We start from the raw sequence: 26,610 nt of genomic DNA, 5'->3' as shown, positions 1-26,610 counted from the left end.
GGCCTTACCGATTGACCTTGTGCTTCCCGGAGAAGTCGACTCGCTCACGAGCCGGGTAGATGCAATACGATCTTTTCACAACAACAGCCCTTCTTCCGGCAGGTCGGGCTTTGTTTCCGGAGGAACGATGACAAGCATGTTGCCGGGGAGGGGCCTTTGAAGGTGACGCGCCTCGTCCCAAGGTGCTGTCAGCCACGTATCGACTTCTTCCGGCGTCGTCAGGATTGCAGGCATCGCTTTTTTGTGGATGGGTGAAACGATCTCGTTTGGCGACGTCGTCAGGAAGCCGAACAGCTCGTACTCCTGCTCTCCGTCTCTGACTTTGCGAATGCCTTTCCAAGGCGTCCAAAAGCCTGCGAAGAACATTAGGGGTTTGGTCTCATCCTTGGCAAACCAGGCATTCGGCACGCGTCCGCCGCCGACCTTGCTTGCAGGATCCGGTTCCGCAAAGCACGTGAAGGGAACGACGCAGCGACTGGTCGGTCCGAGCCACCGACGCCAGTGCGGCGACGCGACATTGCGGATATTGGTGACGCCGGGATCGTAGTTCTTCACATAGGCCGGAGGCGAGGGCATGCCCCATGTCGCGCGGACGATCTCTCTTGCTCCATCCTCGGCGACGCGAACGATGGGAGCCTGGTAGCCGGGATAGACGTCGAAGCTTGCCTCGTTCCACCCTGCCAGATCACGAAATGCCTTGGTGAACTGCAAGACGGCGTCACGGGTTGTGGTTACGTTGTAGAGATTGCACATCGCTCACTCCTATTTCCACATGCCGCGCATGCGTGCGCCGACATCGATGCGGATCTGCTGGGCACTGCGTTCAGATGCTGCGGCCGAGACCTTCGGCCAAGCCATCGGTTCGAAATACTGCAGCAGCGTCGCCGGGATGAACCGCGAACGTGATGCATAAACGTGCCGGTCACCCTGCGAGTTCTGCCCATGCGTGAAAAACCGCTGCGGGGTGATGAGCGACAGGCTGTCCTTGGCCCGCGTCATGCCGACATAGAGCAGACGCCGTTCCTCCTCGAGCTCGTGCGTCGTCCCTGTCCCCAGGTCCGATGGTATGCAACCATCGACAACATTCAGCATAAACACGGAACGCCATTCCTGCCCCTTGGCCGAATGGATGGTCGATAGGATGAGATAGTCTTCATCGAGCAGCGGTACGCCCGCCTGATCGCTTGTGGCGTCCGGTGGGTCGAGCGTCAGTTCGGTCAGGAAACGTTCGCGCGAAGGATAGCCGCTGGCAATCTGCTCGAGTTGCAGGAGGTCGGCCTTGCGAGTATCGGCATCCTCATGGATGCGATCGAGATGGGGTTCGTACCACAGGCGAGCTCGCGCGATATCCGATGGCCAGCCTTCCTGCGTTTTGCGAAGGCCTCCCAGCAACTGGACGAATAATGTCCAGTCTTCGCCTGTCTTCGGTGGTGGTGGAATTTCAGCAAGCGTCAAGAGCGGTTCGGGGTCGGACGATATCGTGTCGAGAATGACACCGGCCTTCTTGGGGCCGATACCGGGCAACATTTGCAGAAGACGAAAACCCGCAACTCGGTCTCGCGGGTTCTGGGCGAAACGCAGCACGGCCAGCATGTCCTTCACATGGGCGCTGTCGAGAAACTTCAAACCGCCGAATTTGACGAAGGGAACATTGCGACGGGTGAGTTCGACTTCAAGCGTTCCACTGTGGCTGGATGTGCGAAACAAGACAGCCTGCTGTTTCAGCGTCATGCCAGTCTCACGATTGGCCAGAACTTGCTCGACAATGAAATTGGCCTGTTCGGTCTCGTCCTTGACGGTCACGAGTTTGGGTCGCTCAAGCGATTCCCGCTCGGTCCACAGGTTCTTGGTGAAACGCTCGCGCGCCAGTTCAATCACGCCATTGGCTGCCGCCAGAATGGGCTGGGTCGAGCGGTAATTGCGATCGAGTGTGATGACATCAGCGGCAGGGCTGAAGGATGTTGGGAAGTCGAGAATGTTGCGAACCGTCGCTGCCCGGAACGAGTAGATCGACTGGGCATCGTCGCCGACGACGGTCAGGCCACGCCCGCCGGGCTTGAGCGCCATCAGGACAGACGACTGGAGTTTGTTGGTATCTTGATATTCGTCGACCATGACATGGTCGAAACGATTGCCGATATCGTCGGCGAGATCGGGATCGCTGACCATCTGCGCCCAGTAGAGCAGGAGATCATCATAATCGAGCACGTTCTGCGCCTGCTTGGCCTCGACATAAGCTCCGAACAATTCCTTTAACTGTTCTTCCCAAGTGGCTACCCATGGATAGTGCTGGCGCAGGATCTCGTTCAGCGACGTCTCCGAGTTGACGGCGCGTGAATAGATCGCGAGACAGGTGCCCTTTGTCGGGAAGCGGCTTTCCGTTTTGGAAAATCCGAGCTCGTGCCGCACGAGGTTCATCAGGTCGGCGCTGTCTTCCCGGTCGTGAATGGTGAAGTCGAGATTGAGACCGATCTGCTCGGCATACATCCGCAGCAGTCTTGCGCCGATACCATGGAAAGTGCCGGACCAGGCAAGGGCGTCTGTCAGGAAACCGGCATTGGCACCCAGCACATTGCGGCAGATGCGCTCGACGCGGCGGGCCATTTCGGAGGAGGCTCTGCGCGAAAAGGTCATCAGGAGAATACGTCGCGGGTCCGCACCATTGACGATGAGATGCGCCACGCGATGGGCGAGCGTGTTGGTCTTACCAGATCCGGCACCTGCGATGATCAACAGAGGCCCTGCTGTGTTGCCCTCAGCCAGCCCGACGCCATGCTCGACGGCTTTGCGCTGCTGCTCGTTCAGTTTTTCCAGATAGGCAACCGCCATGCCGTTATCCTTGATGTGCGCCTACTTTGAATTCGGTATGGACAAAGCTCCATAAACCGCAATGGACGCGTCAAATATCACCGCGAACAAAGTGAGAACCTATCAGGTGGGTTGGATATTGAAAAGTCCTTGATTAGCGTGACGTGATTGTCGTCGCGTCCACTCTTAGATGCTGCTAAGGTTCGGCATTGCGACGATCCGGTCCTCGCGCATGACCAGAGTCATTCTGTGGAGAACGAGGTTGGGTTCGAAAGACGGCGCAAGTGGTGGATTCGATACAAGCAAATTTCTTGCTGGAATCGCGCGCGGAGTTGCGGGCGCTCTTCTGTTCGCTCTGCCGATGTTTATGACGATGGAAATGTGGGAGCTTGGCTTCTACATGGATCGCACCCGGCTTTTGCTCCTTCTTTTGATCAATCTGCCTCTATTGATCGGCTTGTCTCGCCGGATAGGGTTCGAGCAAACCTCGGGTTGGCGGCAATCTGTCCGAGATGCCGTCATCGCTTATGCTTTGGGCATGGTTGCCAGCACCCTGATTCTGTCATCCATAGGCGTGTTGCAGGCGGGTCAGACGCCCCACGAGATCGTGGGTATGATTGCTCTGCTGGCGGTGCCGGCGAGCATTGGTGCGATGTTGGGCCGTAGCCAACTGGGTGGCAAATCTGACGATGACGAAACTGAGGATGACGATGATCCAGTTGAAGATCGCGAGACGAGTTACGGCGGCGAGCTCTTTCTGATGGCGGTCGGTGCGCTGTTTTTAAATCTGAACGTGGCGCCCACCGAGGAGATGATCTTGCTTTCGTTTAAGATGACGCCCTGGCACGGCCTTGTCGTCATCGCAGCGTCGCTGATCGTCATGCATGGATTCGTTTACGCGCTGTCATTTCATGGAAGCCACGATCTCGCGGAGGGTACGCCAAGCTGGCATGCCTTTGTGCGCTTTACCTTACCTGGCTATGTGATAGCAGGATCCATCAGCGCCTACTGTCTCTGGACGTTCCACCGCACTGACGACCTGGGTTCCACGCAGGTGCTTATGGCGATCGTCATCCTGAGTTTTCCCGGTGCGATTGGAGCGGCTGCCGCTCGACTTATCCTTTGAGGGTTTCATGACCAAAACAACCGGCGGCAAAAGTCTCGAGGCAAAAAATCCGCACTGGGTCGAGTGGGTCACCGGACTAGTATCCGCAGTCATCGTACTCGTGGTGATTTTCTGGATCGCAAACGACGCGTTTAACGATCAGGATACATCACCCGACCTCGCCGCAACCGTAGTCATCACTGAACAGCGCAGCAACGGGTTTCAGGTATCTTTCGAGGTGTCGAACGTTGCAAGCGCAACGGCTTCGCAGGTCGCTGTCCACGGTGAAATCCGTGATGGTTCCGATGTCATCGAGAGAGCCAGCACCGTACTCGACTATGTTCCCGGAAAATCAAAGGCGCGAGGAGGTCTGATTTTCAGAAATGATCCCGAAGGCAGGATCGCTCTCCACGTGTCAGCCTTCAACGAGCCTTGAACGTCAATTCACAAGGGTCGGGGCCGCCAATACCGCATTGCGGTAACGACAGTCGTTGCTATCTATTCAGGCCGCGTTGCTTGGTGACGCGTGCACATATGTAATTCAGGCAATATCACCAAGGGGAACTTTGAAGAGTCTCGCATGTTCGGCGTGTGAATTCTTTGGAGGAGTACCTAATGATACGTCGTGTTACCGGCGCTGCGTCTATTGTCGCGGCACTTTTTGCTTGCAGTACATCCTATGCCCAGCAGGGCGATGGAACTGAAGTTCAAATCACCACCAACGTGTTCAAGCCCAACAAGGTCGCACCGACAAGCGAGCGGGTAGGACAATTGAAGGTGCCCGAGGGCTTCTCCGTGAAGCCGTTCGCCCAGGGACTTGGCAACAGCCGCATCATCGCCGTGTCCGACAAAGGTTTCATTTATGTCAGCCGCCGGGAAGAAGGCGATGTGCTGCTTCTCAAGGACGAAAACAACGATGGCAAGGCTGATGGGGCGCCCATCCAGGTCGTGTCTCGAGCGCAGGCTCATGGTTTGGCAATCAAGGGTGACAGGCTCTATCTCGCCACGGTGAAGGAGGTTTTTGTTGCCGACATCAAGGCCGATGGGACCCTTGGCGAGCTCGAGATGATGATCGGCGATCTGCCGGATTCCGGCCAGCATCCGAACCGTGTCCTCGAATTCGGCCCTGACGGGATGCTTTACATCAGCGTCGGTTCCACCTGCAATGCATGCAACGAAAGCAACCCTGAAAACGCAACGATCATTCGCGCGACGCCGGACGGCAAGAGCCGGACGATCTTCGCATCCGGCCTGCGCAACACGATTGGTTACGACTGGCAGCCGCAGACCGGGGAACTCTGGGGCCTGGACCACGGTATCGATCTGATGGGTGACGAGGTTCAGGCAGAGGAACTCAACAAGATCGAGCAGGGCAAGCAATACGGCTGGCCGCACGTCTATGGTGCGGGTGACATCTATCCACAGTCCACGCCGGTTGGCGGCGTGACGAAAGAGCAATGGCGCGACCAGAGCCAGCCAATGGTGATCGGCTACACCGCTCATGCCGCTCCAATGCAGATGAAGTTCTATAAAGGCACTGCGTTTCCTGAAGAATTTGCAGGAGATGCTTTTGCAACCATGCGGGGGTCATGGAACCGTAACCCCGCGTCGGGTTATGAAATCGTCCGTATTCATTTCGAGAACGGCCAGCCCAAAACCATCGAGCCTTTCCTGACTGGCTTCCTGACGGATGGTGGGAAGACGCATTTTGCCCGCCCTGTCGGTCTTGCCGTCGCCAAGGACGGTTCGCTGCTGATGGCGGATGATGCCAATGGTGTCATTTATCGCGTTGCCTATACGGGTGATGCGAAAAAGGCTGAGACGGCGGCCATGGCACCGTCAGATGTCATGGAGGCACAGGCAAAAAAAGGCGCAGATGTGCCGTTGTCTTTGAAGCGTTCCGAGACAGACACACAAGGCAAAATCACGGTTTCCACAGAGGCGTTCTCCAACAATCAGGCGATCCCAGCAAAATTTAGCGAATATGCCGACGGCGTCTCACCTGCCCTTAAATGGAGTGCTGTACCAAAGGCTGCGTCCTACGCCATCATCATGGAGGACCCGGACTCCTCACCGCTCAAGCCCTTCGTTCATTGGTTGGCATGGAACATCCCCGCGACGGTGACGACGCTTCCAGAGGGTTTACAGGAGCAGCTTCGCCTGGTGGAGCCGGAAGGCGTTTTGCAGGGTCGCAACACGTCTGGAACACACGGCTATTTCGGACCGAAGCCACCTCCGGGCGACAAGCCGCACCACTATCACATCCAGATCGTCGCTCTCGATTCCATGATCGATCTGCCACCGACATCTGACCGTGACGCGCTCCTGGCTGCCATTTCGGGCCATGTCATCGGAAAGGGTGAACTCGTTGGGACCTACCAGCAAAAGATCGAACCACTCAAGCAGTAACGAAACGTCACACCGCAGTCTCAAAGGAAGTCTCATGCCTATCTCACGTTCTACCATTCGCGCCGCGAGCCTAGCGGTCGTGTTGCTTTCGTCTTCGGCAACCGTATGGGCGCAACAACCGGCTCCAGCACAGCCGTCCCAACAAACGCAGCAAACTGAGCAGGCAAAGCCTGATGCGCAGATGCAGGCTGTCCTGGACGCTTTGAAAGGGCTCGACGCAAAGCCCTTTTCCGGCCTGACTGTGCCACAGGCGCGCACGCAGGCAAGTGCCGCCGATGCCGCACGCACGGTTCAGCGAGACAAGAAGATTTCGCCAATGCCAGAGGCGGGAGTTGCAACGAAGGATATCGCCATTCCAAGTGCAGCCGGGGCTTTACCCGCGCGCGTCTACATCCCCGAAGGTAAGGGGCCATTTCCTGTCGTGCTGTACTTCCATGGCGGCGGTTGGGTTGTGGCGGATATCAACACCTATGACGCAACACCGAGAGCGCTTGCGCTGGGATCGAAAGCCATCGTCGTGTCTGCCGATTATCACCATGCGCCGGAAAGCAAGTTCCCGGCTCAGCATGATGATGCCTGGGCTGCATACACCTGGACAGTTGAAAACGTTCACACTTTGAATGGCGACGCCAAGCGGATCGCCGTTGCGGGTGAAAGCGCCGGTGCCAATCTGGCGGCCAACGTCGCATTGATGGCGAAAGAGAAGAAGACAACGATGCCGGTGCACCAGTTGCTGGTCTATCCCATCGCGGGCAACGACATGAACACGCCATCCTATCAGGAAAATGCCAATGCAGCGCCGCTTGGCAAAGCCGATATGGATTGGTTCGTCTCGAATGTGTTCACGTCAAAAGACGAGACCGCAGATCCCCGGATCAATCTCGTCGGTCGGGCTGACCTTGAGGGACTGCCATCTGCAACAGTGATCACTGCGCAGATCGACCCGCTACGCTCAGAAGGCGAAGCTTACGCTGACAAGCTCAAGGCTGCCGGCGTGATGGTGAATGCGCTGAATTATGAAGGCGTGACCCACGAATTCTTCGGAATGGCCAAGGTGGTGGATAAGGCCAAGGACGCTGTCGATGCTGCCAATGCCGACCTCACAAAAGCATTTTCCAAAACGAAGTGATCGCCTCACAAAGGACCATGAATATGAAATTCTCAAACCTATCCTACCTGGCATTATCCGTCGCCATGCTCGCCCAGCCTGTTATGGCGCAAGAACAGAAAGCCAAGCCTGCTGGCGATGCCGCACCCATGATGGTCATGGACCGGCCTACCTTCGTCAGTGTTGTCTCAAGCGCCAACGAGTTCGAGATCAAGTCCAGCGAATTGGCTCTGCAGACCGCGGAGTCAGCCGATCTCAAGGATGCCGCAAAGATGATTATCGCCGACCACCAGAAGGCGGGCGAGAAGCTGAAGGGGATATTGGATAAGAAGGGTGAGCCACTGCCGTCCCCAATCGTTCTTGCGCCCAAGCAGCAGAAAATGATGGATCAGTTGGAGGCTGCCAAAGGCAAGGACTTCGACATGCTTTACCTCGACATGCAGGTGCAAGCGCATATGGAGGCGATTGCACTGTTTCGGACCTACGCGGGGTCCGGTGACGATCAGACCGTCGTTGGCTTCGCGAAGGAAACGTTGCCCAGCCTTGAGACGCATCTGTCTCATGTGAAGATGCTGGTCGCCAAAAATTAGGCGCTCGTGGTCCCATCTCTTTTTTCCAAGCTTTATTAGTTTTTCCTTCGACGGTTTAGCGAGCCATCGAAGGCATTTTTTGGAAACTAATGCTGCAGCAGGGGAGTTTGGTCTCTGAGACATCAGAGTAGGGACGCAGCGCGTTTGCCTTCGTAACTCAATCCAAAAGGAAGATCTTCGATGACCAAGCGAGAATTGATCGATACCGGTACCGACAAGCGTTATGTCCGCCGCGACGAGGACGGGAAATTTAAGGAGAGCGTCGACGTTTCCCGCTCGCTTTCGGCAGATGCACACCATGATGCGAAACACGATACGAAATCGGGTGAGGGCGACAGGGGCGATCGCAAACGCTGATCGCTTCGGTGAAGATCGCCACCTACAACGTCAACGGCATCAACGGGCGCCTCGACATCCTCCTTCGTTGGCTGGATGAGGCGAAGCCCGATATCGTCTGCCTTCAAGAGCTTAAAACGCCCTCCAACAAGTTTCCGCACAAGGCGTTGGAGCGCGTCGGCTATGGAGCGATATGGCATGGCCAGAAATCCTGGAACGGCGTTGCGATCCTCGCGAGAGGTCAGGAGCCGCTGGAAACGCGACGCGGGATGCCCGGCGGTCAGGATGACGACCAAAGTCGTTACATTGAGGCTGTCATCAACGGAATGGTTGTGGGATGCCTCTACCTGCCGAACGGCAATCCATTCCCAGGGCCGAAGTTCAAATACAAACTAGACTGGTTTCAGCGACTGCATTCCTACGCGAGCGAACTTCTCGAGCTCGAGGTACCCGTAGCTCTCGTGGGCGATTTCAACGTCATGCCGACCGATCTCGATGTCTACAAACCTGAGCGCTGGATAGACGACGCGCTGTTCCGGCCCGAGGTTAAAGCGACTTATGCGAATCTGGTGGCCCAAGGTTGGACGGATGCGATACGGCATCTCCATCCCAGGGAGCGGATCTACACCTTCTGGGCATATTTTCGGAACGCATATGCGCGCGACGCAGGACTTCGGATTGACCACTTTTTGCTGAGCCCGGATCTCGCCGAAAAGCTCGTGAAGGCCGAAGTCGACAAGCACGTGCGTGGCTGGGAGCACACCAGCGATCACGCGCCAGTCTGGATTGAACTTACTGAAAAACCCATCAAAAAACGGAGAGAGAAATGACCGATGATTGGAAACGTGAGGTTCGCTCCAAGCTCGAAGAGCTGGTCGATGGTCTCGTTGTGAACGGCGTCAGCTATGAGGACGCTTGCAGTGTCATCGTCGTGGAGGTCAACAGCATGTTGGTCGCTCATGAGCATGATCCAGATCCCGCAGATGATGATGTGATCGAGGAGCCGGCCAACGACTGGCCAGCGGCGGAAGACAAACGACCTGTAGATTGAAGGTTTGTTGCGGCCCCGGAGGATAATCCCGCAGGGGCCGTTCTACATCTTACTGAGGCGGCTGACCGTTCGACGCCGACATTCCACCATCGACAGGCAGGTTCACGCCTGTCACGAACCGAGCGTCGTCACTTGCGAGGAATGCGATCACCGCCGCAACGTCTTCTGGTTCGCCAGGGCCTCTGAGCGCGAAGCGTTCGTTGAATTTCGCGATCAGCTTGTCGTCGTCCATCATGTCCTCGGTCATTCCGGTGCGCGTCAGGCTCGGGCACACTGCGTTGACCCTGATGCCGTCCTTGCCATGGTCCATCGCTATCGCCCGCGTGAGGTTGGTAATGGCACCTTTGGCGGCATTGTAGGCTGCCATGCCCCAGTCGCCACCCGTGCCGGATACGGAGCTGACGTTAATGATGGAGCCCCGCGACGACTTCAGATGTGGGATGGCCGCACGGCTGGCGTAGAAGACGCCATCCACATCTGTCGCCATGACCGTGCGCCAATCATCTGTGGTGAGGGTGCCGACGTCGCCTTGGGCGACAACACCTGCATTGTTGACAAGAACATCCAGGCGCCCGAACTTTTCGACCGTCAGAGAAATCAGGTCTCTCACGTCACCGTCATTCGATATGTCAGCCTCGGCGAGCAGAACCCGATCTTCAGCATAGGGTTTGGCGACGCCCTCGAGCTTTGCCTTCGTGCGGCCGACCAGGGTCACCATCGCGCCCTCGCTGAGGAAACGCTCCGCCGTTGCCTTGCCTATTCCTGAACCAGCGCCAGTCACGACGACAACCTTGTCTGCAAATCGCTGCATTGAAATCTCCTTGAATGTGCTGTGGTGCCAATTCTGAAACGGGACATGTGCGGGGTTGTTCCCGGCGCAGAGGTCTTGGCGATTGGATGCAGACAAATGGCAATAACGAGATTGTCAGTGGCGGCGTAGCTGTGGACCGGAACGAACGTTCCGGGTGAAAGTTGAGGGGATGCAACAGGAAAGTCCCATGACGCCCTCAAATCTCGCCGCTGTCTTCTCTCTATTCGTCATATTTATTGGCGCAATCTATGTCGCCGCAAGTCCAGGTGCTGTGATGGCTGCGGAAACAGGACCCCAAGTGGTGTCGCCTAAGGTCGACCCTGCTGCCAAACTCTTGCAGATGGTACAGGCGGAAAGCGCCTCCAAATCGACCGCTTCTCGAGTAGGAACGCGTGCGGATCATCTCGTGATCCTGTTCCACGGCATCCGAGGACGAGGGTCGGTGATGGAAGCGCTCGGGAACTCCTGGCAGGCGACGCTGCCGGACACAGTATTTGTTGCGCCAGACGCGCCGTTTGCGCACAAGTCAGGTGGTCGTCAATGGTTTGCAGTCGACGACCAGATCATGCGCCCCGAGCGGATAGACGCCGCGCGTCGAGCGTTCGACAGGGTGGTCTCTGAGATCGTCAAACGTGAGGGGTTCGAAGACGCGCTGGACCGGGTGGCCTTCATCGGGGTCTCGCAAGGCGCCATCATGGCGCTGGATGGAGTGGCATCGGGTCGTTGGAAGGTCGGCGCTCTCGTCACCTTTGCAGGTCTGTTGGCTCTGCCGCCGACGTCATCTTCAGCACGAACAGATATTCTGATGATGCATGGTGCAGAGGATAAGACAATTCCGCCGTCGGCGACAACTGTCGCGTCTGGCCAACTGCGATCGGCAGGCTTCACGGTGACGTCCAAAATCTATCCTGGGGTCGGTCACACAATATCGTCGGAGGAGGCAAGGGATGCCGTCATCTTCCTTCGCGAAGGCTTCAAATAGCGGTATGGCGATGTACGTTCAACCTCCATTTCTTAACTGGTTATTCAGGCGCGGGTCGACAAGTTGGGCCAACAGGAGTGTAAGACCATGAACAATGCTGACCTATAGTCTGGACCAGCACCATTGATGTCGCAGCTTAGAACATCGCGCATCTCGAATTGCCATTCATACTTTGAGGATTTACTTATGCCCAGACTCGAGGGGAAAACCGCACTCGTAACCGGGGCTGCGCGCGGCATCGGCGCCGCTATCTCACACGCTTTCGCTGACGAAGCGGCAAATGTCATTGTCACTGACATCGACGTGGAAGGTGGCCGGGATCTAGCAAAGGCAATCGGAGCGACGTTCGTCCGACTTGATGTTTCCTCGGAAAACGATTGGATGGAGATTGCCCGTCAGTTCCCGAGGATTGACGTGATTGTCAACAATGCCGGGATTACTGGGTTCGAGGCACCAGTCGACAGCCTTCCGCCTGCTCATGATCCGGAAAACGCTGAACTTTCCGATTGGCGTGCCGTTCATGCTGTGAATTTGGATGGGACTTTCCTCGGTTGCCGTTATGCCATCAGGGCCATGCGGGAAAATGGTGCGGGTTCAATCATCAATATCTCGTCCCGCTCGGGCTTGGTTGGAATCCCGATGGCTGCGGCCTATGCCTCATCCAAAGCGGCAGTTCGCAACCACACCAAGAGCGTCGCTCTCTATTGCGCTAGTCAAAATCTGAACATCCGCTGTAACTCGATCCACCCGGCTGCGGTGATGACCCCGATGTGGGAGCCGATGCTAGGCACAGGCCCGGATCGCAAGGACCGCGAGGCCGCTTTGGTCAGGGACACACCAATGCGCCGTTTTGGTAGGCCGGAAGAAGTCGCTGCGCTGGCTGTGTTGCTGGCTTCCGACGAAGCCGCCTATATGACTGGAGCCGAATTGACCATTGATGGCGGCATTCTTGCCGGATCAGCCGCGGCGCCGGGGAGCTAAAAAAGTGACAGCGCCTGACTGTCGGCCGGTTGCAGGCCAACTGGACTATAGCCACCGTGCTCGTTTGAAGCGGTAATACAGAATGCCGCAGAGAACGAGAATGACAGCCAGAACGACGTAATACCCGTATTGCGACTTCAACTCGGGCATGTTCTCAAAGTTCATGCCGTAAATCCCAGCGATTGCCGTCGGCACTGCCAGGATCGCTGCCCATGCGGCGAGCTGTCGCGTAATTGCGCCTTGCCGCTGTTGCTCCAGAAGATTAGCTGCCTCGAATACGGATGTCACGATATCACGCAACCCGATCACCATGTTTTCGACACGCCGAACATGATCGTGGACGTCCTTGAAGAACGGCCTGGCGTTGTTGTCGACGCAGGGCAATTCAAGGTGGGCGAGCTTGCTGGCAACTTCAGCCATCGGGCCCATCACCCTCTGGAATTTGATGACCTGCCGACGCATTCGGAAGATCCTGCGGATCTGCTCCGGCTCAAGGAAGGAAACGAGAACGTGCTTTTCGATCTCCAGAACCCGGTCTTCTATCGTTTCGACCAAGGGGAGATAACCATCGATGATGAAATCGAGAATGCCGTGGAGAACGTAATCGGGACCATGCGAGAGAAGCTGCGGTGCCTGCTCCAGTTGTTCGCGCAGTTTCTGGTGTGATCGTGCCGACCCATGCCGCACGGTGATGACATGGTTTTGACCGACAAAGATACAGGTCTCGCCATAGGCGATCCTGTCGTTTTCGAGATACGCGGTCTTGGCGACGACGAATAGCTGGTCGCCATAAATATCGACCTTCGGCACCTGCTTGCCATTCAGCGCGTCGTCGACAGACAAGGAATGGAGCCCAAACATCGTCTTTAGAGATGCCATTTCCTCGACTGTTGGATCGGTCAGCCCGATCCATACGATCTCGTTGGCGTTCGCGTCGAAGGGCTGCGAAGAGAGTTCGACTACATCAGCGCGTTTACCGTTGCGATAGAGATAGGATGCGACGATTGTCATCTTTGTCCGATATGCTTCGAGGACTGGAGGGAAGATATTTGACTTCAAGGAACGAATACACGCCAAGCCGACCGGGAGGTAGCGAAGAGAGCCGTTCAGCCGAGGATTTAAGCTATTTCCTACTGAAACCTCAAGACTGACGAGACGGGTATGACGGCGATCAGGTGACCATCGGCGCGAACGACCTCAAAGCTGGTGTGGCTGATGATGTCTCCGAATATTATTTTTTCGGCAAGTGTTTCCCTCGCTGCCTGAAGCGCTTCTCTTATGGCCTGATCGTCACCTGAAAGCACCGCGCCTTCAAAATCGATGGAAAGGGTGTCTGCTTCCCTGACGTGGAAGAAGTACCTTGGCATTTCGAATTCCGATTTTTTTCCCGTACATTAACGGTGAGCAACGGACCGAGAGACCACATTGTTCCAGACCCTACATAGTCTTCGGGCGCAGACTGTCGGCGTGCCGATATGTAAAAAGTTTGAACGGTTCGAGCTGGCGGTCATTCGTTTATACAATGAGCAAATATGCAAGCTTCATCCGACCTTGAGTGAAGCGATGAGTGCCCTCAAGGCTGATGGCGATTGCCTGCGACTGGGATGGTACAGGTAAAATCCGGGGTAGCTGGGACACCAGTCCTTCAAGACCTGGACGAGGGTCCCCGCAGCGATCTCCTCAGCGACGTCATGCTCCATGATATAACCCAGTCCCGCACCTGCACGAACGGCAGCCGCCGGCAGATCGCCATCATTGGCGACCAAAGGGCCGCTGGTGCGGATATTGATCTCCTTGCCGTCCTTCTCGAATTCCCAGGGCAGTAGTCCGCCTGAGGTCGTCAGCCGGTATCCGATACAGGCGTGGCGTTCCAGGTCATAGGGGGTCAACGGCGGAGGATAGCGTTTGAAATAGGATGGCGTTCCCACCACCACCGTCCTTAAATCCGGCCCAAGCTTCACAGCGACCATGTCCTTGGCGACGGCTTCTCCCAGTCGAATGCCCGCATCGAAACCGGCTGTGACGATATCCGTCAGGCCATCATCGATATTGACCTCCACCCGGACATCCGGATTGGCCAGCAAGAAGGCTGGCAGTTTCGGCAGAAGCACCATTCGTGCCGCATAGGCGAAGGTGGTTATCCTGACCGTACCGGAAGGATTGTCGCGCCACTCCGCCAGCGCTTCCAGCCCGCTTTCAATATTGGCGAGCGCCGGATTGAGCGATTGCAGCAGCCTCTCGCCCGGTTCGGTCGGCGCGACACTGCGCGTCGTGCGCGACAAAAGCCGGACGCCCAGCCGCTCCTCCAGCCCGCGCATCGCATGGCTCAGCGCAGAGGGTGACATGCCGAGAATGGCGGCGGCGCGGGTAAAGCTGCGCTCGCGCGCCACCGCCGCGAAGGCCAGGAGATCATTGAGTTCGTTTCGTTCCATTCATGCACTGTGCTCACAAGTTCATGCTGCTATCAATGGCTTATTCTGTGGGACGCTTGTCGTTACATCCTGTTGCACAACAACGATGGAGAACACCGATGGATCTCACCAGTTACCGCACACTCGGCAAATCCGGCCTGATCGTCAGCCCGCTGGCGCTTGGCACCATGACCTTCGGTGCGGAACGCTGGGGTGCCGGAGACGAAACCTCGCGCGCGCTTTTTAATGCCTATGTCGAAGCCGGTGGCAATTTCATCGACACGGCGGATGTCTATTCCGCTGGCCAAAGCGAGGAGATGCTTGGCACATTTGTATCGGACAGCGGCACGCGTGATCGGTTGGTCATTGCCACCAAATCCGGCTTTCCACGCGGGCAGGGCACGCCCTTATGGGGTGGCAACGGTGCCAAGAACATCCGCATGGGTGTGGAAGGCTCGTTGAAGCGGCTGAAAACCGATTACATCGACATGTACTGGATGCATGTGTGGGACCGCACGACGCCAGCAGAAGAGGTTCTTCAGACGCTGACCGATGCGATCCGTGCTGGCAAAATCCTGCATTACGGTTTTTCCAACACACCTGCCTGGTATGTCGCAAAGGTAGCAACGCTTGCGGAAGCGCACGGCCTACCCAAGCCAATCGGTTTGCAATACGCCTATTCGCTGATCGATCGTGGCGTAGAGCTGGACCTTCTTCCGGCAGGTGCCGAGTTCGGTTTGGGTATGGTGCCATGGAGCCCACTTGCGGCTGGGCTGCTGACGGGAAAATACGGTCGCGAAAAAATCAGCGAAGCCAGCCGTGCGCCCGGCCTGCCGGACCGAGCCGGTCCTGTTACCGAAGGTGAAAGCGATGGACGCCTTAACGGTGACAATCCGTTCGGCGGCATGCTGTTCACAAACCGTAACTTTGATATCGTCGATGTTCTGAAGACTGTGGCGTCAGAGGTTGGTCGTTCGCCTGCGGAAGTGGCGCTTGCCTGGGTAGCGAAACGCCCTGGCGTCTCCTCAGTGCTGATCGGCGCCAGCCGGATAGAGCAACTCACCCAAAACATCGCCTCGCTCGACATTGTGCTGAAGGATGAACATATGCAACGGCTGGAAAAAGCGACGGCGCTGCCCGTGCTCAATCCCTATTTTATTTTTCAGATGCCGACTGAAATGGTCTTTGGTGGACAGCAGGTGCGTGGATGGGGAGCGAGCTAAGCAGGTACGGCGTCTTGTAATCTTCTGATATTCGGAGGGAGTTAGATTTAGGGCCCGGTCTTTGCGACCGGGCCCTGGCTACATCAGTGATGATGTTCCGGCATGTCTTTCAATTGGTCTTTCGTCCAGGAAGTGACGGCATGAACATCGCCGTCCTCATCTCGCATGAAATCGAGGTCGCTGAGGGAGACCGCTACCGGCTTTGCGCCAATTCCGAGGAACCCGCCGACGTCGATAATGACTTGGCCGCCTGTTCCGCCATGCACGTGATCAACCTTTCCAACCTTATGGTCATCTGCGCCATATACGGTTGCACCTTCCAGAATTTCTGGGGTCAGCTCTGTCGGCGATAGGCGAACGTGATTCGTATGATCCATTGGTTTTCCTCCTTGCTGGATGATCACGTAACGGCATCACGCGCCTCTGGTTCCTTAATTGGGAAAAGCTTTAACTGACCCCTGACGAACGGCTCTTCTGACGCTCTCACGGAATGTGTTTATATTCGCGAGAGGATCCGGCATTACCATCTGTAGTCGCGATACTCATGTCGCCCACGCCATTCCCGTTGGTCATAGTAATCGCGGCGTTCTCGCCATTCGCGTCTATCGCGCCATTCGCGTCTGGCTTCCCAGCGGTCACGTCTATCCCACCGATCGCGATACTCGCGTGGAGGGCCGTTTGGTCGGCAATAGCCACGTGGGGAAAGGTGGAAGCCGCGTCCGCAAGCGTAGTCGACCTTCTGAACGTCTGAGGCCAAGGGAACCGATGGATGAACTGACGGCATCGCGTTGGCGACGTTGGCAAGCAGACTACCTAGAATTATTCCCGCGCTGAAAATTATCTTGCGCATCTCTCGTCACTCCGTTGAGGGTGATGTGATTTAGCGACCTGCACCGTGAACCATGCCTGAATGAACTTTGACGTTTTCGTGGCGTTGTCAGGTGAGCGATTTCCGAATGCGGCCAAAGCGCGACTGGACCATATTCCGAACCAGACATCGCCAGGGAGGTGAAACTGGTGCCTATTTTCGGGGTATTCTACGCCAGTGTTCTACAGCCTGGCATCTGTCGGTAAGTTTGAAAGGTTCGCGTACGTTCAGGATGCTTAAGCCCAACTGACTGACGCGGTATTGAGCTATGAACAGATCTAGCGAAGCAGTCCGTCAACGTCGAACTCTTCCCAGCCGCCAAGCTTGGGGGCCGAATCCTTGGCGCCGTCTTCCGACGTCATAGACTTTTTTGCAGCCTCTTTCTTGAGCGACCGCGTCAACTTCGCCTGATACGTAGCCCGCTGCCGCTTTTCGGCTTTCGCCTCGGCATCCTCCACACGCCATTCTTCCGCGGCTCCTCTGTCGAGAAGATCCTCCACCACCTTGGGGTCGAACACATGGAACGTAATCTGACGAGCGCGTCCGTTCAGTCTGACGGTCCTCGTACCGGCGCTCGGCAGACGACCGTCTGCAAGCCAACGATGTCGCTCGCTAGTCTTGATCGTAAGGATGTCCTCGATTTCTCGCGGGATGACCGGCATTGCTCCGGCTTCCGCCACCACTTTCGCGACGATAGCCGCTGCCGCGTTGAATGCGGTCTTTTCGTTAGCCGCCATCGCCAGTGTGAGATCGACGCCTTCCAGCGAGATCGACTTTTTAGAGATCGCTGGCAGCCTTGCTTGTATTTCCTGAAGAACGCCGTTCGCCCGAACGGCCGACCCCATTGTTACCGTGGCTGGCAGGGTCCATGTCCTGATCAGTTCGATCTCATCTTTTTCACGCTTCGGCATGTCACACAAATGGTGGTTCAGCGCTTCCAAGTCAACGAGCCTGTTGACAGCAGAAGAGGAACTGCAACCGATCTTTCTTATCCCTCCTTCTTACCGAAACTCTCCATCAGGATGTTCAGCAAGGCTTCCCGTAATCGATGCAGCATGATGCATAAGCGGGCGGATCGTATTCGCCCACGACCGCCCCTTTATCAAGCTTGTTCGTGTCCGATGGCAGTTCGAATACAATCAAACTTAGCCAGAGCTTGCAGAACGCATTGCCACCCAGTGACCCGGTGTCATACCGAAGGCTTTGCGGAAATGGCGGGTAAAATGTGCCTGGTCAGCAAAACCCGCATCTGCTGCCGACTGCGCCAATCCGTTGCCATTAACAATAGACCGTTTCGCCAATTCAAGTTTGCGCATGATGAGGTATCTATGCGGGCTGGTACCTAGCAATCGGCGAAACTGGCGGGCCAATTCGTAACGGTCCAGTCCAGATGCAACCTCTAGCGCTTCAGAGCGCACGACATCGCTGCAATGCCCTTCGATAAAGTCGCGAGCACGAAGAACAGCCGACCGTGCCGGCGCGGCGATGCTTTTGGGCAGTGCACCTGCTTGGCGGGAAAGACCTTCTGCCAGCCGCATCACAACGTCGTCCATAATCAGGTCGCTCGGTTCTTCGCTCAGATCGGCAAGAATCTCCGCCAGTGCCTGCCAGAGTCCGATGTCGGCAACGACCGGATCGGGAACGAATGGAAGGGCGTGACTGTAACCATCGACTGCGCCAATCAGGTCGGGAGGCAGGTAGATCATCCGATAGATCAACCCATCCTCGGTACCTGCAGCACCATCATGCAGCTCGTCGGGATGCAGCACGATCACGTTTCCGGGGCTGCTGAAACGCTCGGTGCCGCGATAGCGGAAGGTCTGTACGCCGTGGAGCGTCAGCCCTAACGCGTAGGTGTCGTGCCGATGCGGCGAAAATGCGTTGCCATGAAACCGGGCTTCCATCCGCTCGACACCGTGTGAGGGCGCGGCGACACGCATACCGTCGGCAAATCCGACTTTGCACGAACGTTCAAGACCGCCCGCCTCGCTCGGAGCTAGGTCTTCCTTTTCTTCAGTACCCCGGACGGAGTTCAACCGCATGTTCGACACCAAGATCGCAATCGTTATCCGCGATGACCTCGCAACCTGGCAGAGGCTGAATGTCACCGCTTTCCTGACAAGTGGCATCGTTGCCCAGACACCAGCCATTATCGGCAAACCATACCGGGATGCGGCTGGGAATGTCTACAATCCCATGACGATCCAGCCGATCGTGGTTCTTGCAGCAGATCAGGAGACGCTGCGCACGATCCATAGGCGGGCTCTCGACCGCGACGTCACAGCCTCGGCTTAGATCGAGGAGATGTTTTCAACAGGGCACGACGCTGCCAACAGGGAGGTGTTTTCCCAGTTCGGCCCAGACAATTCGAAACTGGTAGGACTGGCACTTAGAGCCGAAAAGAAGGTGGTCGATAAGATCGTAAAGGGAGCAAAAATGCATCCTTAACGTATCGGAATTCAGTTTTGGGCACCGCGACGCCGTCGAATATAGCCGTCTGCGAAAGCACTTTCACGGGGCCGAATCTTGGTTTAATTAACTTCAGTCGGGACTTTTGCAAAAGTCGGTAAGCGTCTGATCACATATGGTTCTTCAACGCTGCAAGCGTGGCTTGATCGCCCTTACTTCCGTAAAAAACGTGAAGGGCAGTCTCGAACGACGAACCACTCTGGGCGGCGATGCCAAATAACGTCATGCTGGAACGAAACTTAAGGTCATCGGGAGAGCCAAGAATGTCGTGTGCACTGAGGCTGGGATGGCTGAGCATGGCGCGCGTGCACTCCTCCAAACGGGCGCCCAACACAGGATGTTTTAGGTAGGCTTCGGCTTCAGAACGTCCAGAGATCGCGTAAAAGCGGGCAGTTTCCGATCGACCAAGTCCGTGAATTTGCGGAAAGATGAACCACATCCAGTGAGACCTCTTCTGTCCGTCACTCAACTCCTGCAAGGCTTTTGCGTACGTGTCTTGTTGTGCTTTGATGAACCGCGCCAGATCAAATTCCATCCCTGTGTCCTTCGCTCAGCGGGTTAGATTTTTGTCTTCTAGGTGCCATCACATCTCATTCCATTTCCAACTGTGCAAACCATGTAGCGTAGGGCGTGTTCCTGGCGAGATGGCGATTGAAGTCAGGCGCCCCGTCATCCCACCAGACCGGACCGCGTTCTCCAAGGGCAACTTTGGCTGCATCCACTTTCTCTCGAGCTTCGATCATCGCTGGTGAGCCTGCCGATGCATCGCGAACTGCCCGGCGTGCCGCCATCAAATCCTTGACCAGTGCCGTACGGGTTTCCTCATCGAGTTTAGGACTGCTGCGACGCCACAGCCTTCCTTTTACGACGAAGTAACGACCATCGGGCGTGTCCGGATACGTCTTGCTCATTCGAATCCAAGCATCCCTTGTGCCGGTTTCTCATCCTGAGACGGCTTGTCCTCAATCCGCCGAGCCAGTTCTGTCTGTGCGCTGAAGCGCACGTCCACATCCCGATCTGCGATAAACGCGTTGAGTGTTTCGAGGCTGATGCGATCCCAGGGTTTTCCTCGATCCGGTCCGGCAGGCACACGCGGTAGAAGTCCCGGTTCGGTGCTCCATGCCATGCAATCCTCAAGCGATGCTTGGTTCAACATGTCGCGGAGGTGATGAGCCGTAACGTAGGCGTCGGGCATTGCCCTATGCGCGGGGAGGCCGATTTCATGCACCAGTCCGTCGGGCATTCGTTGATAACGCAGCATCTGGTTGGAAAACCGCGGAAGTTGTGGCCAGACACGCAGCGCGCATTTCCATGTGCAGATCCAAGGCGTTCCGCCTGTAAACCGCGGTGTGCAATATCGTTGCTCGAAAGCGGCTCGATGAGCTGCCAAGGCGTCGATACGGCCGGGTGGACGGAGAACGGTTGATGCTATTTCCTTCCAGAAAGGAGCATCCGCGACTTGGGCATCCAGGATATGATGAATCGCCATCGTGTCGGGTGAGATGGGACGGCCAGGGTTGACGAACCGCGCCCCGCGCTCTTCAGTGACCTGCCACTTTCCAACGTGATCGATGACGACATCCTGCCAGCCGATCTCGCAAACGTCGTTCGGGCCATTACCGCCTGTTTCGAGATCGATGACGCGTACCCTGGCTTCGACCACTTCGGTGCTACCTTTCTTCAAGCTTCAGCATTGGTAAGCGCGATCGGCATAGGATGGTTCCTGAATATGAGGCCTGCGGACAGCGGAGCTTGCATGCATTGACAGCCGAAGCTGAGGGATTGATCAGGCTCTCCTGAAATTTATTTTGTACGCGTCACCCAGCACCGTTCCAAATCTTACTCACTGATTCAATTTGCGAATCTCTTGAGTTGCTAAAAATAGAGGACTGCATTCCTAATTTAGCGCCTCTTGACTCCTGTTGAGCGCAGGAACAGAACGTGAACTTCAACATTGAAAACGGCATGAAGCCGTTCCCATAAACGACACGAACCGGAAGGATTGCGTGAACGATGGCTGCTGCGCGCGAGCATGTCATAGCGGATCTGCGTGATCGCATCGCCTCGTTGGAAGGCGTCGTGGCCAAGCAAGCTGAGTGTCTGCCGTTCGGGGTAAGCGCAATCGACGCGGTGCTGCCGGGAGGCGGTCTCGCCAGAGGCGCTCTTCATGAATTTGCAGGAGGGGGCACCGGAACCGTCGATGGGGCAGCCGCGGCCCTGTTCGTGGCAGGCGTTGCCGCCCGCACCAAAGGCAAGATCGTCTGGTGTCTGACACGGCCAGATTTGTTCTTTCCTGCACTCGCGCAAGCAGGTCTCAACGCTAACCGGGTGATCTTCGTGGAAAGCGATCGCGAGGAGGATGTGCTCGCCTCTATGGAGGAGGCGCTGTCCTTCGGTGGGCTCGGCGCTGTCGTCGGCGAGGTCGTGCGACTGCCGATGTTGGCGAGCCGGCGGCTTCAGCTTGCGGCGGAAAAGAAGGGAAGCCTGGCGCTTGTTGTACGCAGGTGGCGACGACAGACGGAAGCCAATGATTTTGGGCAGCCGACGGCGTCGACCACCCGATGGAGGGTAAGTGTGCTGCCGTCGCAGGAGTTACCCGTGCCGGGTATCGGGCGGGCAAGATGGTTGCTGGAACTGATGCGGTCGCGTGCTGGAGAATGTGCCGAATTTATCGTTGGAGCGTGTGATGACCAGGGTCGTATCGATCTACCTTCCGGATCTGTCGACGGATCGCATTCGTCGCGCCGATCCCGGCATTCCGGCTGAACAGGCCATCGCCGTGATCGCAAAATCCGGATCGAAACGCTGGGTGTCGGCGGCAGATGCTCCAGCTAAAAAGGCAGGTCTGCGTGTCGGGATGCAGGCAGCAAAGGCACAAGCGTTGTTTCAAGGGCTGATGATGATCGATGCCGATCCTAAAGCAGACGCCGATGCACTGGAGCGCATCACCTTCTGGGCATTGAGCCAGTATTCTCCGATCGTCGCGGTCGATGCGCCTGATGGCATCGTCATGGACACAGATGGTGCCGACCATCTCCGGGGCGGAGAGCTTGCCATGTTGACGGGGATTGCCAATCGCTTTCGGGGCAGGGGGCTGACGGCCCGTGTTGCCATTGCCGACACATGGGGTGCCGCTCATGCTTGCGCACGTGCCATCACCAGAGAGACAGTGATCGTGCCGCGCGGCGAAACCGTCAAAGCGGTCGAGCGGCTGCCGATCTCCCTGCTGCGTCTGCCCGAAAAGATCATCGGTGATCTGAGAACGCTCGGCTTTCGAACCATCGGTGAGCTTTCTGCGACGCCGCGGGCACCGCTGACACTGCGCTTCGGCCCGGAAATTGCCCGCCGCCTTGACCAGATTTTCGGGCGCATCGGCGAACCCATCGACCCCATCCGCACGCCCGAACTGATCGAAGTCAGCCGCATTTTCCAGGAGCCGATCGGGGCAGCCGAAACGATCGACAAATATGTCGGTCGTCTGGTCATCGAACTTTGCAGCCAGCTCCAGAAAAAGGGTCTGGGTGTTCGCCGTGTCGATCTTATCGTCCACAAGGTCGACAACACAACCCAGGCGCTGCGGGCAGGAACGGCAAAGGCCGCCCGCGATGTCTCCTGGTTGACGAAACTGTTTCGCGACATGACCGAGAAGATCGATCCTGGCTTCGGGATCGAGAAGCTTACCCTTGCGGCGATCATGGTTGAGCCGCTTGAGGAAACACAGAAGGCGTCGTCGCTTGTCGAAGATGAGATCGCGGACATCACTCCGCTCATCGACATCTTCGGCAATCGTGGTCAGCGCGTCTATCGTCTCGCACCCGTTGCCTCCGATGTTCCCGAGCGCAGCGTTCAGAGGATTGCACCTGTTGCAGATGACGTTATCGCCGCCTGGCCGCATCACTGGCCGCGTCCGGTACGACTGCTCGCTCACCCTGAACTGGTCGAGGTCATCGCATTGATGCCCGACCATCCTCCCGTTTCCGTCACATGGCGTGGCAAACGCCGCAAGGTGAAACGCGCCGATGGTCCCGAACGAATATTCGGCGAGTGGTGGCAGCGAACATCCGAGTGGGCCGCAGTCCGGGACTACTTTATCATCGAGGACGAAGCGGGCGAACGCCTTTGGGTTTTCCGGGCTGGCGACGGCGTAGATAGCGAAACCGGGTCGCACAAATGGTTCGTCCAGGGAATATTCGCATGAGATATGCCGAGCTTCAGGTCACCACCCATTTCTCGTTCCTGCGCGGTGCGAGCAGCGCGACCGAACTGTTCGAGACGGCGAAAAGCCTCGGCATCGATGCCATAGGTGTCGTGGATCGCAATTCATTGGCTGGTATTATCCGGGCACTTGAAGCGTCGCGTGCCACCGGCCTTCGTCTCGTCATCGGCTGCCGGCTTGACCTACAGGATGGGATGTCGATCCTGGTCTATCCGACGGACCGCGCCGCCTATTCGCGTTTGACCCGGCTGATCACGCTCGGCAAGGGGCGCGGCGGCAAGAACAACTGCATCCTCCATTGGGACGATGTGATGACCTACGCCGATGGCATGATCGGCATCCTCATACCCGATCTCGCCGACGACACATGCGCCTTGCATCTCAGGAAGATGGCGGAGGTGTTTGGCAGTCGCGCCTATGTTTCCCTTTGCCTGCGCCGCCGGCCTAATGACCAGTTACGGCTTCATGAGATTTCCAACATGGCTATGCGCCACAAGGTCAAAACTGTCGTCACCAACGACGTTCTTTTCCATGAGCCGGGACGGCGGCAGCTTCAGGACATCGTCACTTGCATTCGCACCAAATCGACCATCGACGACGTCGGCTTCGAGCGCGAACGTCATGCCGACAGATATCTCAAGCCGCCAGAGGAAATGGAACGCCTGTTTCCGCGCTATCCCGAAGCACTATGGCGAACCATGGAGATTGTCGATCAGTGCAAGTTCTCGCTTGAGGAATTGACCTATCAGTATCCCGAGGAGGCGATCGTTCCGGGTAAAGACGCGCAACAGTCTCTCGAACATTATGTCTGGGAGTGCGTGCCGGACCGATACCCGGAAGGAATGCCGCCAGACGTTCTGGCGACGGTCCGGCACGAACTTGATCTTATCAAGGCGATGAAATATGCGCCGTATTTTCTGACGGTGTTTTCCATCGTTCAGTTCGCGCGCTCGCAGGGAATCCTCTGCCAGGGGCGCGGATCGGCTGCGAACTCTGCCGTTTGTTATATTCTCGGCGTCACCAGCATCGACCCTTCCACAAATGACCTTTTGTTCGAACGCTTCATCAGCCAAGAGCGCGACGAACCGCCGGATATTGATGTTGATTTCGAACATGAGCGACGCGAAGAGGTCATTCAGTGGATTTACAAGACCTATACCCGCGAGAAGGCAGCCCTGTGTGCGACAGTCAGCCGTTACCGTGCCAAGGGCGCCATTCGCGACGTCGGCAAGGTGCTTGGCCTGCCTGAGGATGTGATCAAGGAATTGTCTTCGGGCATGTGGTCCTGGTCGGAAGAAGTCAGTGATCGCAATGTGAAGGAATTGAACCTCAATCCCGATGACCGCAGGCTGAAACTGACGCTGCAGCTCGCACAGCAACTGATGGGCGCACCACGTCATTTGGGCCAGCACCCCGGCGGCTTCGTGCTGACCCACGACCGCCTCGATGACCTTGTTCCGATCGAACCTGCCACGATGGAAGACCGACAGATCATCGAATGGGACAAGGATGATGTGGAGGCGCTCAAGTTCATGAAGGTCGACGTTCTGGCGCTGGGCATGCTGACCTGCATGTCCAAAGCATTCGACCTGATCCGTGAGCATAAGGACGACGATCTGGATCTCGCAAAAATCACTCAAGAGGATCCAGCTACATATGCGATGATCCGCAAAGCCGACACGTTGGGAACATTCCAGATTGAATCCAGAGCGCAAATGGCTATGTTGCCACGCCTGAAGCCTCGGACATTTTACGATCTGGTCGTCCAGGTGGCGATTGTGCGTCCTGGTCCTATTCAGGGCGATATGGTGCATCCCTATCTTCGCCGCCGCGAAGGCAAGGAAAAGGTCGAATATCCGACGCCGGAACTGGAAGCCGTGCTGGGCAAAACACTGGGCGTGCCGCTGTTTCAGGAAAGCGCGATGCGGGTCGCGATGGTCTGTGCTGGGTTCACCGGGGGAGAGGCTGATCAGTTACGCAAGTCGATGGCGACGTTTAAATTTACAGGCGGTGTCAGCAGGTTCAAGGAGAAGCTGGTCTCCGGCATGGTGCGAAACGGCTATACAGCCGAGTTTGCTGAGAAGACATTTTCGCAGCTCGAAGGCTTTGGGTCCTACGGTTTTCCGGAATCCCATGCTGCCTCTTTTGCGCTGATCGCCTATGCTTCGAATTACATCAAGTGCCATTTCCCGGATGTGTTCTGCGCGGCGCTCCTGAATTCCCAGCCCATGGGTTTTTATGCCGCGGCCCAGATCGTCGGCGACGCCCGCGCGCACGGCGTCGAGATCGGGCCCGTCTGCATCAACCGATCCCGCTGGGACTGCACGCTGGAGCCAATTGGAAACACTGATCGCCACGCCGTGCGCCTGGGGATGCGGATGGTGAAGGGCTTGGCAGCGTCGGATGCGGCTCGAATCGTTGCCGCGCGAATGAACGATCGGTTTAGTTCCGTCGATGATATGTGGCGACGATCCGGTGTTCCGGCAGCATCTCTCGTAGAACTCGCAGAGGCCGACGCCTTCCGGCCATCGCTTCAGCTTGAACGGCGCGATGCGCTTTGGGCGATCAAAGCGCTGCGCGACGAGCCACTGCCGCTGTTTGCCGCCGCTGCAGACCGCGAGCAGAAATCGATCGCCGAACAGTCGGAGCCTGAAGTCGAGCTCCGGCAGATGACCGAAGGCCATAACGTTGTTGCGGACTACGGACACGTCGGCCTGACACTGCGCGAACATCCAATGGCATTCCTACGGGAGAGCTTGACCAAGCGCAGCATGGTGACGTGCGAAGACGCGATGTCCGCCCGCGACGGTCGATGGGTCTACACCGCAGGTCTTGTTCTGGTGCGGCAAAAGCCGGGGAGCGCGAAAGGGGTGATGTTCATCACGATCGAGGACGAGACAGGTCCGGCGAACGTTGTCGTCTGGCCGAGTCTCTTTGAGAAGCGGCGTCGGGTGGTACTCGGATCGAGCATGATGGCCATCAACGGACGAATCCAGCGTGAAGGGGAGGTCGTGCATCTGGTCGCCCAGCAACTATTCGACCTGTCTGCGGACCTCTCCGGTCTGGCTGACATGGATGTCATATTTAAAGCACCATCCGGACGCGGTGACGAGTTCGCTCACGGCTCGGCGGGTGGTGGAGATTCTCGCGATCGACAGAAACCGGTGCCTGAGGCGCGGGATATTTTCGTGGGGGATTTGCACATCGATACGCTGAAGGTGAAAAGTCGCAATTTTCAATAG

27 protein-coding genes and 1 pseudogene are annotated in these 26,610 nt (G+C 56.9%); 15 read left to right on the top strand and 13 right to left on the bottom strand.

Features of this window, described 5'->3' with window-relative positions; genetic code table 11:
* Window positions 1-75: 75 nt before the first annotated feature.
* Together HRR99_RS22500 and HRR99_RS22495 are read right to left on the bottom strand one after the other, a co-directional pair.
* Window positions 76-753, bottom strand: coding sequence for an SOS response-associated peptidase (locus tag HRR99_RS22500; RefSeq protein ID WP_233125102.1), 678 nt, complete (start codon window positions 751-753; stop codon window positions 76-78).
* A 9-nt stretch (window positions 754-762) separates the two neighbouring features.
* Window positions 763-2,829, bottom strand: a complete 2,067-nt coding sequence (locus HRR99_RS22495; protein WP_233125101.1) for an ATP-dependent helicase — start codon at window positions 2,827-2,829, stop codon at window positions 763-765.
* A 241-nt stretch (window positions 2,830-3,070) separates the two neighbouring features.
* Here HRR99_RS22495 and HRR99_RS22490 point away from each other — a divergent pair, with 241 nt between their 5' ends.
* The 8 genes from HRR99_RS22490 (at window position 3,071) to HRR99_RS22455 (ending at window position 9,407) form a co-directional block, all read left to right on the top strand.
* Window positions 3,071-3,934 (top strand): TIGR02587 family membrane protein, encoded by an 864-nt coding sequence (locus HRR99_RS22490; RefSeq protein WP_233125100.1) that lies wholly within the window; start codon window positions 3,071-3,073, stop codon window positions 3,932-3,934.
* A gap of 7 nt (window positions 3,935-3,941) precedes the next feature.
* Window positions 3,942-4,349 (top strand): TIGR02588 family protein, encoded by a 408-nt coding sequence (locus HRR99_RS22485; RefSeq protein ID WP_233125099.1) that lies wholly within the window; start codon window positions 3,942-3,944, stop codon window positions 4,347-4,349.
* A gap of 179 nt (window positions 4,350-4,528) precedes the next feature.
* Window positions 4,529-6,322 carry a YbhB/YbcL family Raf kinase inhibitor-like protein gene (locus tag HRR99_RS22480; RefSeq protein WP_233125098.1) on the top strand — a complete coding sequence of 598 codons (1,794 nt, stop codon included), beginning with the start codon at window positions 4,529-4,531 and terminating at the stop codon, window positions 6,320-6,322.
* A 34-nt stretch (window positions 6,323-6,356) separates the two neighbouring features.
* Complete coding sequence (locus HRR99_RS22475; RefSeq protein WP_233125097.1) at window positions 6,357-7,451, top strand: alpha/beta hydrolase; 1,095 nt, start codon at window positions 6,357-6,359, stop codon at window positions 7,449-7,451.
* Window positions 7,452-7,474: 23 nt separating this feature from the next.
* Entirely contained in the window at window positions 7,475-8,020 is a 546-nt protein-coding gene (locus HRR99_RS22470; protein WP_233125096.1) for a DUF4142 domain-containing protein, read from the top strand.
* Between the two features lie 180 nt (window positions 8,021-8,200).
* Complete coding sequence (locus HRR99_RS22465; protein WP_111839142.1) at window positions 8,201-8,377, top strand: hypothetical protein; 177 nt, start codon at window positions 8,201-8,203, stop codon at window positions 8,375-8,377.
* 8 nt (window positions 8,378-8,385) lie between these two features.
* Window positions 8,386-9,186 carry an exodeoxyribonuclease III gene (xth, locus tag HRR99_RS22460; protein WP_233125095.1) on the top strand — a complete coding sequence of 267 codons (801 nt, stop codon included), beginning with the start codon at window positions 8,386-8,388 and terminating at the stop codon, window positions 9,184-9,186.
* Complete coding sequence (locus HRR99_RS22455) at window positions 9,183-9,407, top strand: hypothetical protein (protein WP_113494179.1); 225 nt, start codon at window positions 9,183-9,185, stop codon at window positions 9,405-9,407. The genes xth and HRR99_RS22455 overlap by 4 nt, the downstream gene beginning before the upstream one ends.
* A 49-nt stretch (window positions 9,408-9,456) precedes the next feature.
* Here HRR99_RS22455 and budC read toward each other — a convergent pair whose 3' ends face one another.
* On the bottom strand, window positions 9,457-10,218 hold the full coding sequence (budC, locus tag HRR99_RS22450; RefSeq protein ID WP_233125094.1) for a meso-2,3-butanediol dehydrogenase: 762 nt from the start codon (window positions 10,216-10,218) through the stop codon (window positions 9,457-9,459).
* Window positions 10,219-10,405: 187 nt separating this feature from the next.
* Here budC and HRR99_RS22445 point away from each other — a divergent pair, with 187 nt between their 5' ends.
* Together HRR99_RS22445 and HRR99_RS22440 are read left to right on the top strand one after the other, a co-directional pair.
* Complete coding sequence (locus HRR99_RS22445) at window positions 10,406-11,200, top strand: alpha/beta hydrolase (protein ID WP_233125093.1); 795 nt, start codon at window positions 10,406-10,408, stop codon at window positions 11,198-11,200.
* A 186-nt stretch (window positions 11,201-11,386) separates the two neighbouring features.
* Window positions 11,387-12,181: an SDR family oxidoreductase gene (locus tag HRR99_RS22440; protein WP_113494177.1), complete on the top strand. Its 795-nt coding sequence runs from the start codon at window positions 11,387-11,389 to the stop codon at window positions 12,179-12,181.
* A gap of 45 nt (window positions 12,182-12,226) precedes the next feature.
* Here HRR99_RS22440 and corA read toward each other — a convergent pair whose 3' ends face one another.
* The 3 genes from corA to HRR99_RS22425 form a co-directional block, all read right to left on the bottom strand.
* The gene (gene corA / locus HRR99_RS22435) at window positions 12,227-13,192 is read right to left on the bottom strand and encodes a magnesium/cobalt transporter CorA (RefSeq protein WP_233125092.1); all 966 of its coding nucleotides are present in this window, start codon (window positions 13,190-13,192) and stop codon (window positions 12,227-12,229) included.
* A gap of 119 nt (window positions 13,193-13,311) precedes the next feature.
* Complete coding sequence (locus tag HRR99_RS22430; protein WP_183896896.1) at window positions 13,312-13,548, bottom strand: DUF6894 family protein; 237 nt, start codon at window positions 13,546-13,548, stop codon at window positions 13,312-13,314.
* A 174-nt stretch (window positions 13,549-13,722) separates the two neighbouring features.
* Window positions 13,723-14,613 carry a LysR family transcriptional regulator gene (locus HRR99_RS22425; protein WP_113494175.1) on the bottom strand — a complete coding sequence of 297 codons (891 nt, stop codon included), beginning with the start codon at window positions 14,611-14,613 and terminating at the stop codon, window positions 13,723-13,725.
* Between the two features lie 98 nt (window positions 14,614-14,711).
* On the opposite strand from HRR99_RS22425, the gene HRR99_RS22420 reads away from it, so the two are divergent.
* The gene (locus HRR99_RS22420; RefSeq protein ID WP_183896894.1) at window positions 14,712-15,815 is read left to right on the top strand and encodes an aldo/keto reductase; all 1,104 of its coding nucleotides are present in this window, start codon (window positions 14,712-14,714) and stop codon (window positions 15,813-15,815) included.
* Between the two features lie 83 nt (window positions 15,816-15,898).
* Here the strand turns inward: HRR99_RS22420 and HRR99_RS22415 are convergent, their stop codons facing one another.
* From HRR99_RS22415 to HRR99_RS22405, 4 genes are all read right to left on the bottom strand, one after another.
* The gene (locus tag HRR99_RS22415) at window positions 15,899-16,192 is read right to left on the bottom strand and encodes a PRC-barrel domain-containing protein (RefSeq protein WP_183896893.1); all 294 of its coding nucleotides are present in this window, start codon (window positions 16,190-16,192) and stop codon (window positions 15,899-15,901) included.
* A 143-nt stretch (window positions 16,193-16,335) separates the two neighbouring features.
* Complete coding sequence (locus HRR99_RS23310) at window positions 16,336-16,665, bottom strand: GCG_CRPN prefix-to-repeats domain-containing protein (RefSeq protein ID WP_252094042.1); 330 nt, start codon at window positions 16,663-16,665, stop codon at window positions 16,336-16,338.
* Between the two features lie 296 nt (window positions 16,666-16,961).
* Window positions 16,962-17,594, bottom strand: a complete 633-nt coding sequence (locus tag HRR99_RS22410; RefSeq protein ID WP_113494171.1) for a hypothetical protein — start codon at window positions 17,592-17,594, stop codon at window positions 16,962-16,964.
* A gap of 234 nt (window positions 17,595-17,828) precedes the next feature.
* Window positions 17,829-18,725, bottom strand: a complete 897-nt coding sequence (locus tag HRR99_RS22405) for an AraC family transcriptional regulator (RefSeq protein WP_233125091.1) — start codon at window positions 18,723-18,725, stop codon at window positions 17,829-17,831.
* Between HRR99_RS22405 and HRR99_RS22400 the strand changes: the two are divergent.
* Window positions 18,724-19,131, top strand: a pseudogene (locus HRR99_RS22400) (DUF2000 family protein). The gene HRR99_RS22405 and the pseudogene HRR99_RS22400 overlap by 2 nt on opposite strands.
* A 130-nt stretch (window positions 19,132-19,261) precedes the next feature.
* On the opposite strand, the gene HRR99_RS22395 reads toward HRR99_RS22400, so the two are convergent.
* From HRR99_RS22395 to HRR99_RS22385, 3 genes are read right to left on the bottom strand one after another with little or no spacing between them, the layout of a single operon-like run.
* Window positions 19,262-19,687 carry a DUF1810 domain-containing protein gene (locus tag HRR99_RS22395; protein ID WP_233125090.1) on the bottom strand — a complete coding sequence of 142 codons (426 nt, stop codon included), beginning with the start codon at window positions 19,685-19,687 and terminating at the stop codon, window positions 19,262-19,264.
* Window positions 19,688-19,742: 55 nt separating this feature from the next.
* Window positions 19,743-20,063 (bottom strand): hypothetical protein, encoded by a 321-nt coding sequence (locus HRR99_RS22390; protein ID WP_233125089.1) that lies wholly within the window; start codon window positions 20,061-20,063, stop codon window positions 19,743-19,745.
* Window positions 20,060-20,836 (bottom strand): exonuclease domain-containing protein, encoded by a 777-nt coding sequence (locus HRR99_RS22385; protein WP_233125088.1) that lies wholly within the window; start codon window positions 20,834-20,836, stop codon window positions 20,060-20,062. Before HRR99_RS22385 ends, HRR99_RS22390 begins: the two co-directional genes overlap by 4 nt.
* Window positions 20,837-21,165: 329 nt before the next feature.
* Between HRR99_RS22385 and HRR99_RS22380 the strand changes: the two genes are divergently transcribed.
* Genes HRR99_RS22380 through HRR99_RS22370 form a run of 3 tightly spaced genes read left to right on the top strand, consistent with a single transcriptional unit; the run spans window position 21,166 to window position 26,610 of the window.
* Window positions 21,166-21,918 carry an ImuA family protein gene (locus tag HRR99_RS22380; RefSeq protein ID WP_233125087.1) on the top strand — a complete coding sequence of 251 codons (753 nt, stop codon included), beginning with the start codon at window positions 21,166-21,168 and terminating at the stop codon, window positions 21,916-21,918.
* Window positions 21,839-23,350 (top strand): Y-family DNA polymerase, encoded by a 1,512-nt coding sequence (locus HRR99_RS22375; RefSeq protein WP_233125086.1) that lies wholly within the window; start codon window positions 21,839-21,841, stop codon window positions 23,348-23,350. Before HRR99_RS22380 ends, HRR99_RS22375 begins: the two co-directional genes overlap by 80 nt.
* Entirely contained in the window at window positions 23,347-26,610 is a 3,264-nt protein-coding gene (locus HRR99_RS22370) for an error-prone DNA polymerase (RefSeq protein ID WP_233125085.1), read from the top strand. The genes HRR99_RS22375 and HRR99_RS22370 overlap by 4 nt, the downstream gene beginning before the upstream one ends.

Origin of the sequence: Agrobacterium vaccinii (genome assembly GCF_021310995.1) — a bacterium.
In the GTDB taxonomy this organism is placed as follows: domain Bacteria; phylum Pseudomonadota; class Alphaproteobacteria; order Rhizobiales; family Rhizobiaceae; genus Agrobacterium; species Agrobacterium vaccinii.
Note: the sequence above shows the minus strand (reverse complement) of the source record. Positions and strands in the feature narration are given on the sequence as shown.

Coding starts and splice junctions, on each gene's coding strand:
- HRR99_RS22455 (WP_113494179.1), top strand. CDS start 9,183: ATGACCGATGATTGGAAACGTGAGGTTCGCTCCAAGCTCGAAGAGCTG.
- HRR99_RS22370 (WP_233125085.1), top strand. CDS start 23,347: ATGAGATATGCCGAGCTTCAGGTCACCACCCATTTCTCGTTCCTGCGC.
- HRR99_RS22445 (WP_233125093.1), top strand. CDS start 10,406: ATGACGCCCTCAAATCTCGCCGCTGTCTTCTCTCTATTCGTCATATTT.
- HRR99_RS23310 (WP_252094042.1), bottom strand. CDS start 16,665: ATGCGCAAGATAATTTTCAGCGCGGGAATAATTCTAGGTAGTCTGCTT.
- HRR99_RS22480 (WP_233125098.1), top strand. CDS start 4,529: ATGATACGTCGTGTTACCGGCGCTGCGTCTATTGTCGCGGCACTTTTT.
- HRR99_RS22375 (WP_233125086.1), top strand. CDS start 21,839: ATGACCAGGGTCGTATCGATCTACCTTCCGGATCTGTCGACGGATCGC.
- HRR99_RS22430 (WP_183896896.1), bottom strand. CDS start 13,548: ATGCCAAGGTACTTCTTCCACGTCAGGGAAGCAGACACCCTTTCCATC.
- HRR99_RS22380 (WP_233125087.1), top strand. CDS start 21,166: ATGGCTGCTGCGCGCGAGCATGTCATAGCGGATCTGCGTGATCGCATC.
- HRR99_RS22415 (WP_183896893.1), bottom strand. CDS start 16,192: ATGGATCATACGAATCACGTTCGCCTATCGCCGACAGAGCTGACCCCA.
- HRR99_RS22500 (WP_233125102.1), bottom strand. CDS start 753: ATGTGCAATCTCTACAACGTAACCACAACCCGTGACGCCGTCTTGCAG.
- corA (WP_233125092.1), bottom strand. CDS start 13,192: ATGACAATCGTCGCATCCTATCTCTATCGCAACGGTAAACGCGCTGAT.
- HRR99_RS22420 (WP_183896894.1), top strand. CDS start 14,712: ATGGATCTCACCAGTTACCGCACACTCGGCAAATCCGGCCTGATCGTC.
- HRR99_RS22390 (WP_233125089.1), bottom strand. CDS start 20,063: ATGAGCAAGACGTATCCGGACACGCCCGATGGTCGTTACTTCGTCGTA.
- HRR99_RS22410 (WP_113494171.1), bottom strand. CDS start 17,594: ATGCCGAAGCGTGAAAAAGATGAGATCGAACTGATCAGGACATGGACC.
- HRR99_RS22395 (WP_233125090.1), bottom strand. CDS start 19,687: ATGGAATTTGATCTGGCGCGGTTCATCAAAGCACAACAAGACACGTAC.
- HRR99_RS22470 (WP_233125096.1), top strand. CDS start 7,475: ATGAAATTCTCAAACCTATCCTACCTGGCATTATCCGTCGCCATGCTC.
- HRR99_RS22475 (WP_233125097.1), top strand. CDS start 6,357: ATGCCTATCTCACGTTCTACCATTCGCGCCGCGAGCCTAGCGGTCGTG.
- HRR99_RS22465 (WP_111839142.1), top strand. CDS start 8,201: ATGACCAAGCGAGAATTGATCGATACCGGTACCGACAAGCGTTATGTC.
- HRR99_RS22440 (WP_113494177.1), top strand. CDS start 11,387: ATGCCCAGACTCGAGGGGAAAACCGCACTCGTAACCGGGGCTGCGCGC.
- HRR99_RS22425 (WP_113494175.1), bottom strand. CDS start 14,613: ATGGAACGAAACGAACTCAATGATCTCCTGGCCTTCGCGGCGGTGGCG.
- HRR99_RS22485 (WP_233125099.1), top strand. CDS start 3,942: ATGACCAAAACAACCGGCGGCAAAAGTCTCGAGGCAAAAAATCCGCAC.
- HRR99_RS22495 (WP_233125101.1), bottom strand. CDS start 2,829: ATGGCGGTTGCCTATCTGGAAAAACTGAACGAGCAGCAGCGCAAAGCC.
- HRR99_RS22405 (WP_233125091.1), bottom strand. CDS start 18,725: ATGCGGTTGAACTCCGTCCGGGGTACTGAAGAAAAGGAAGACCTAGCT.
- budC (WP_233125094.1), bottom strand. CDS start 10,218: ATGCAGCGATTTGCAGACAAGGTTGTCGTCGTGACTGGCGCTGGTTCA.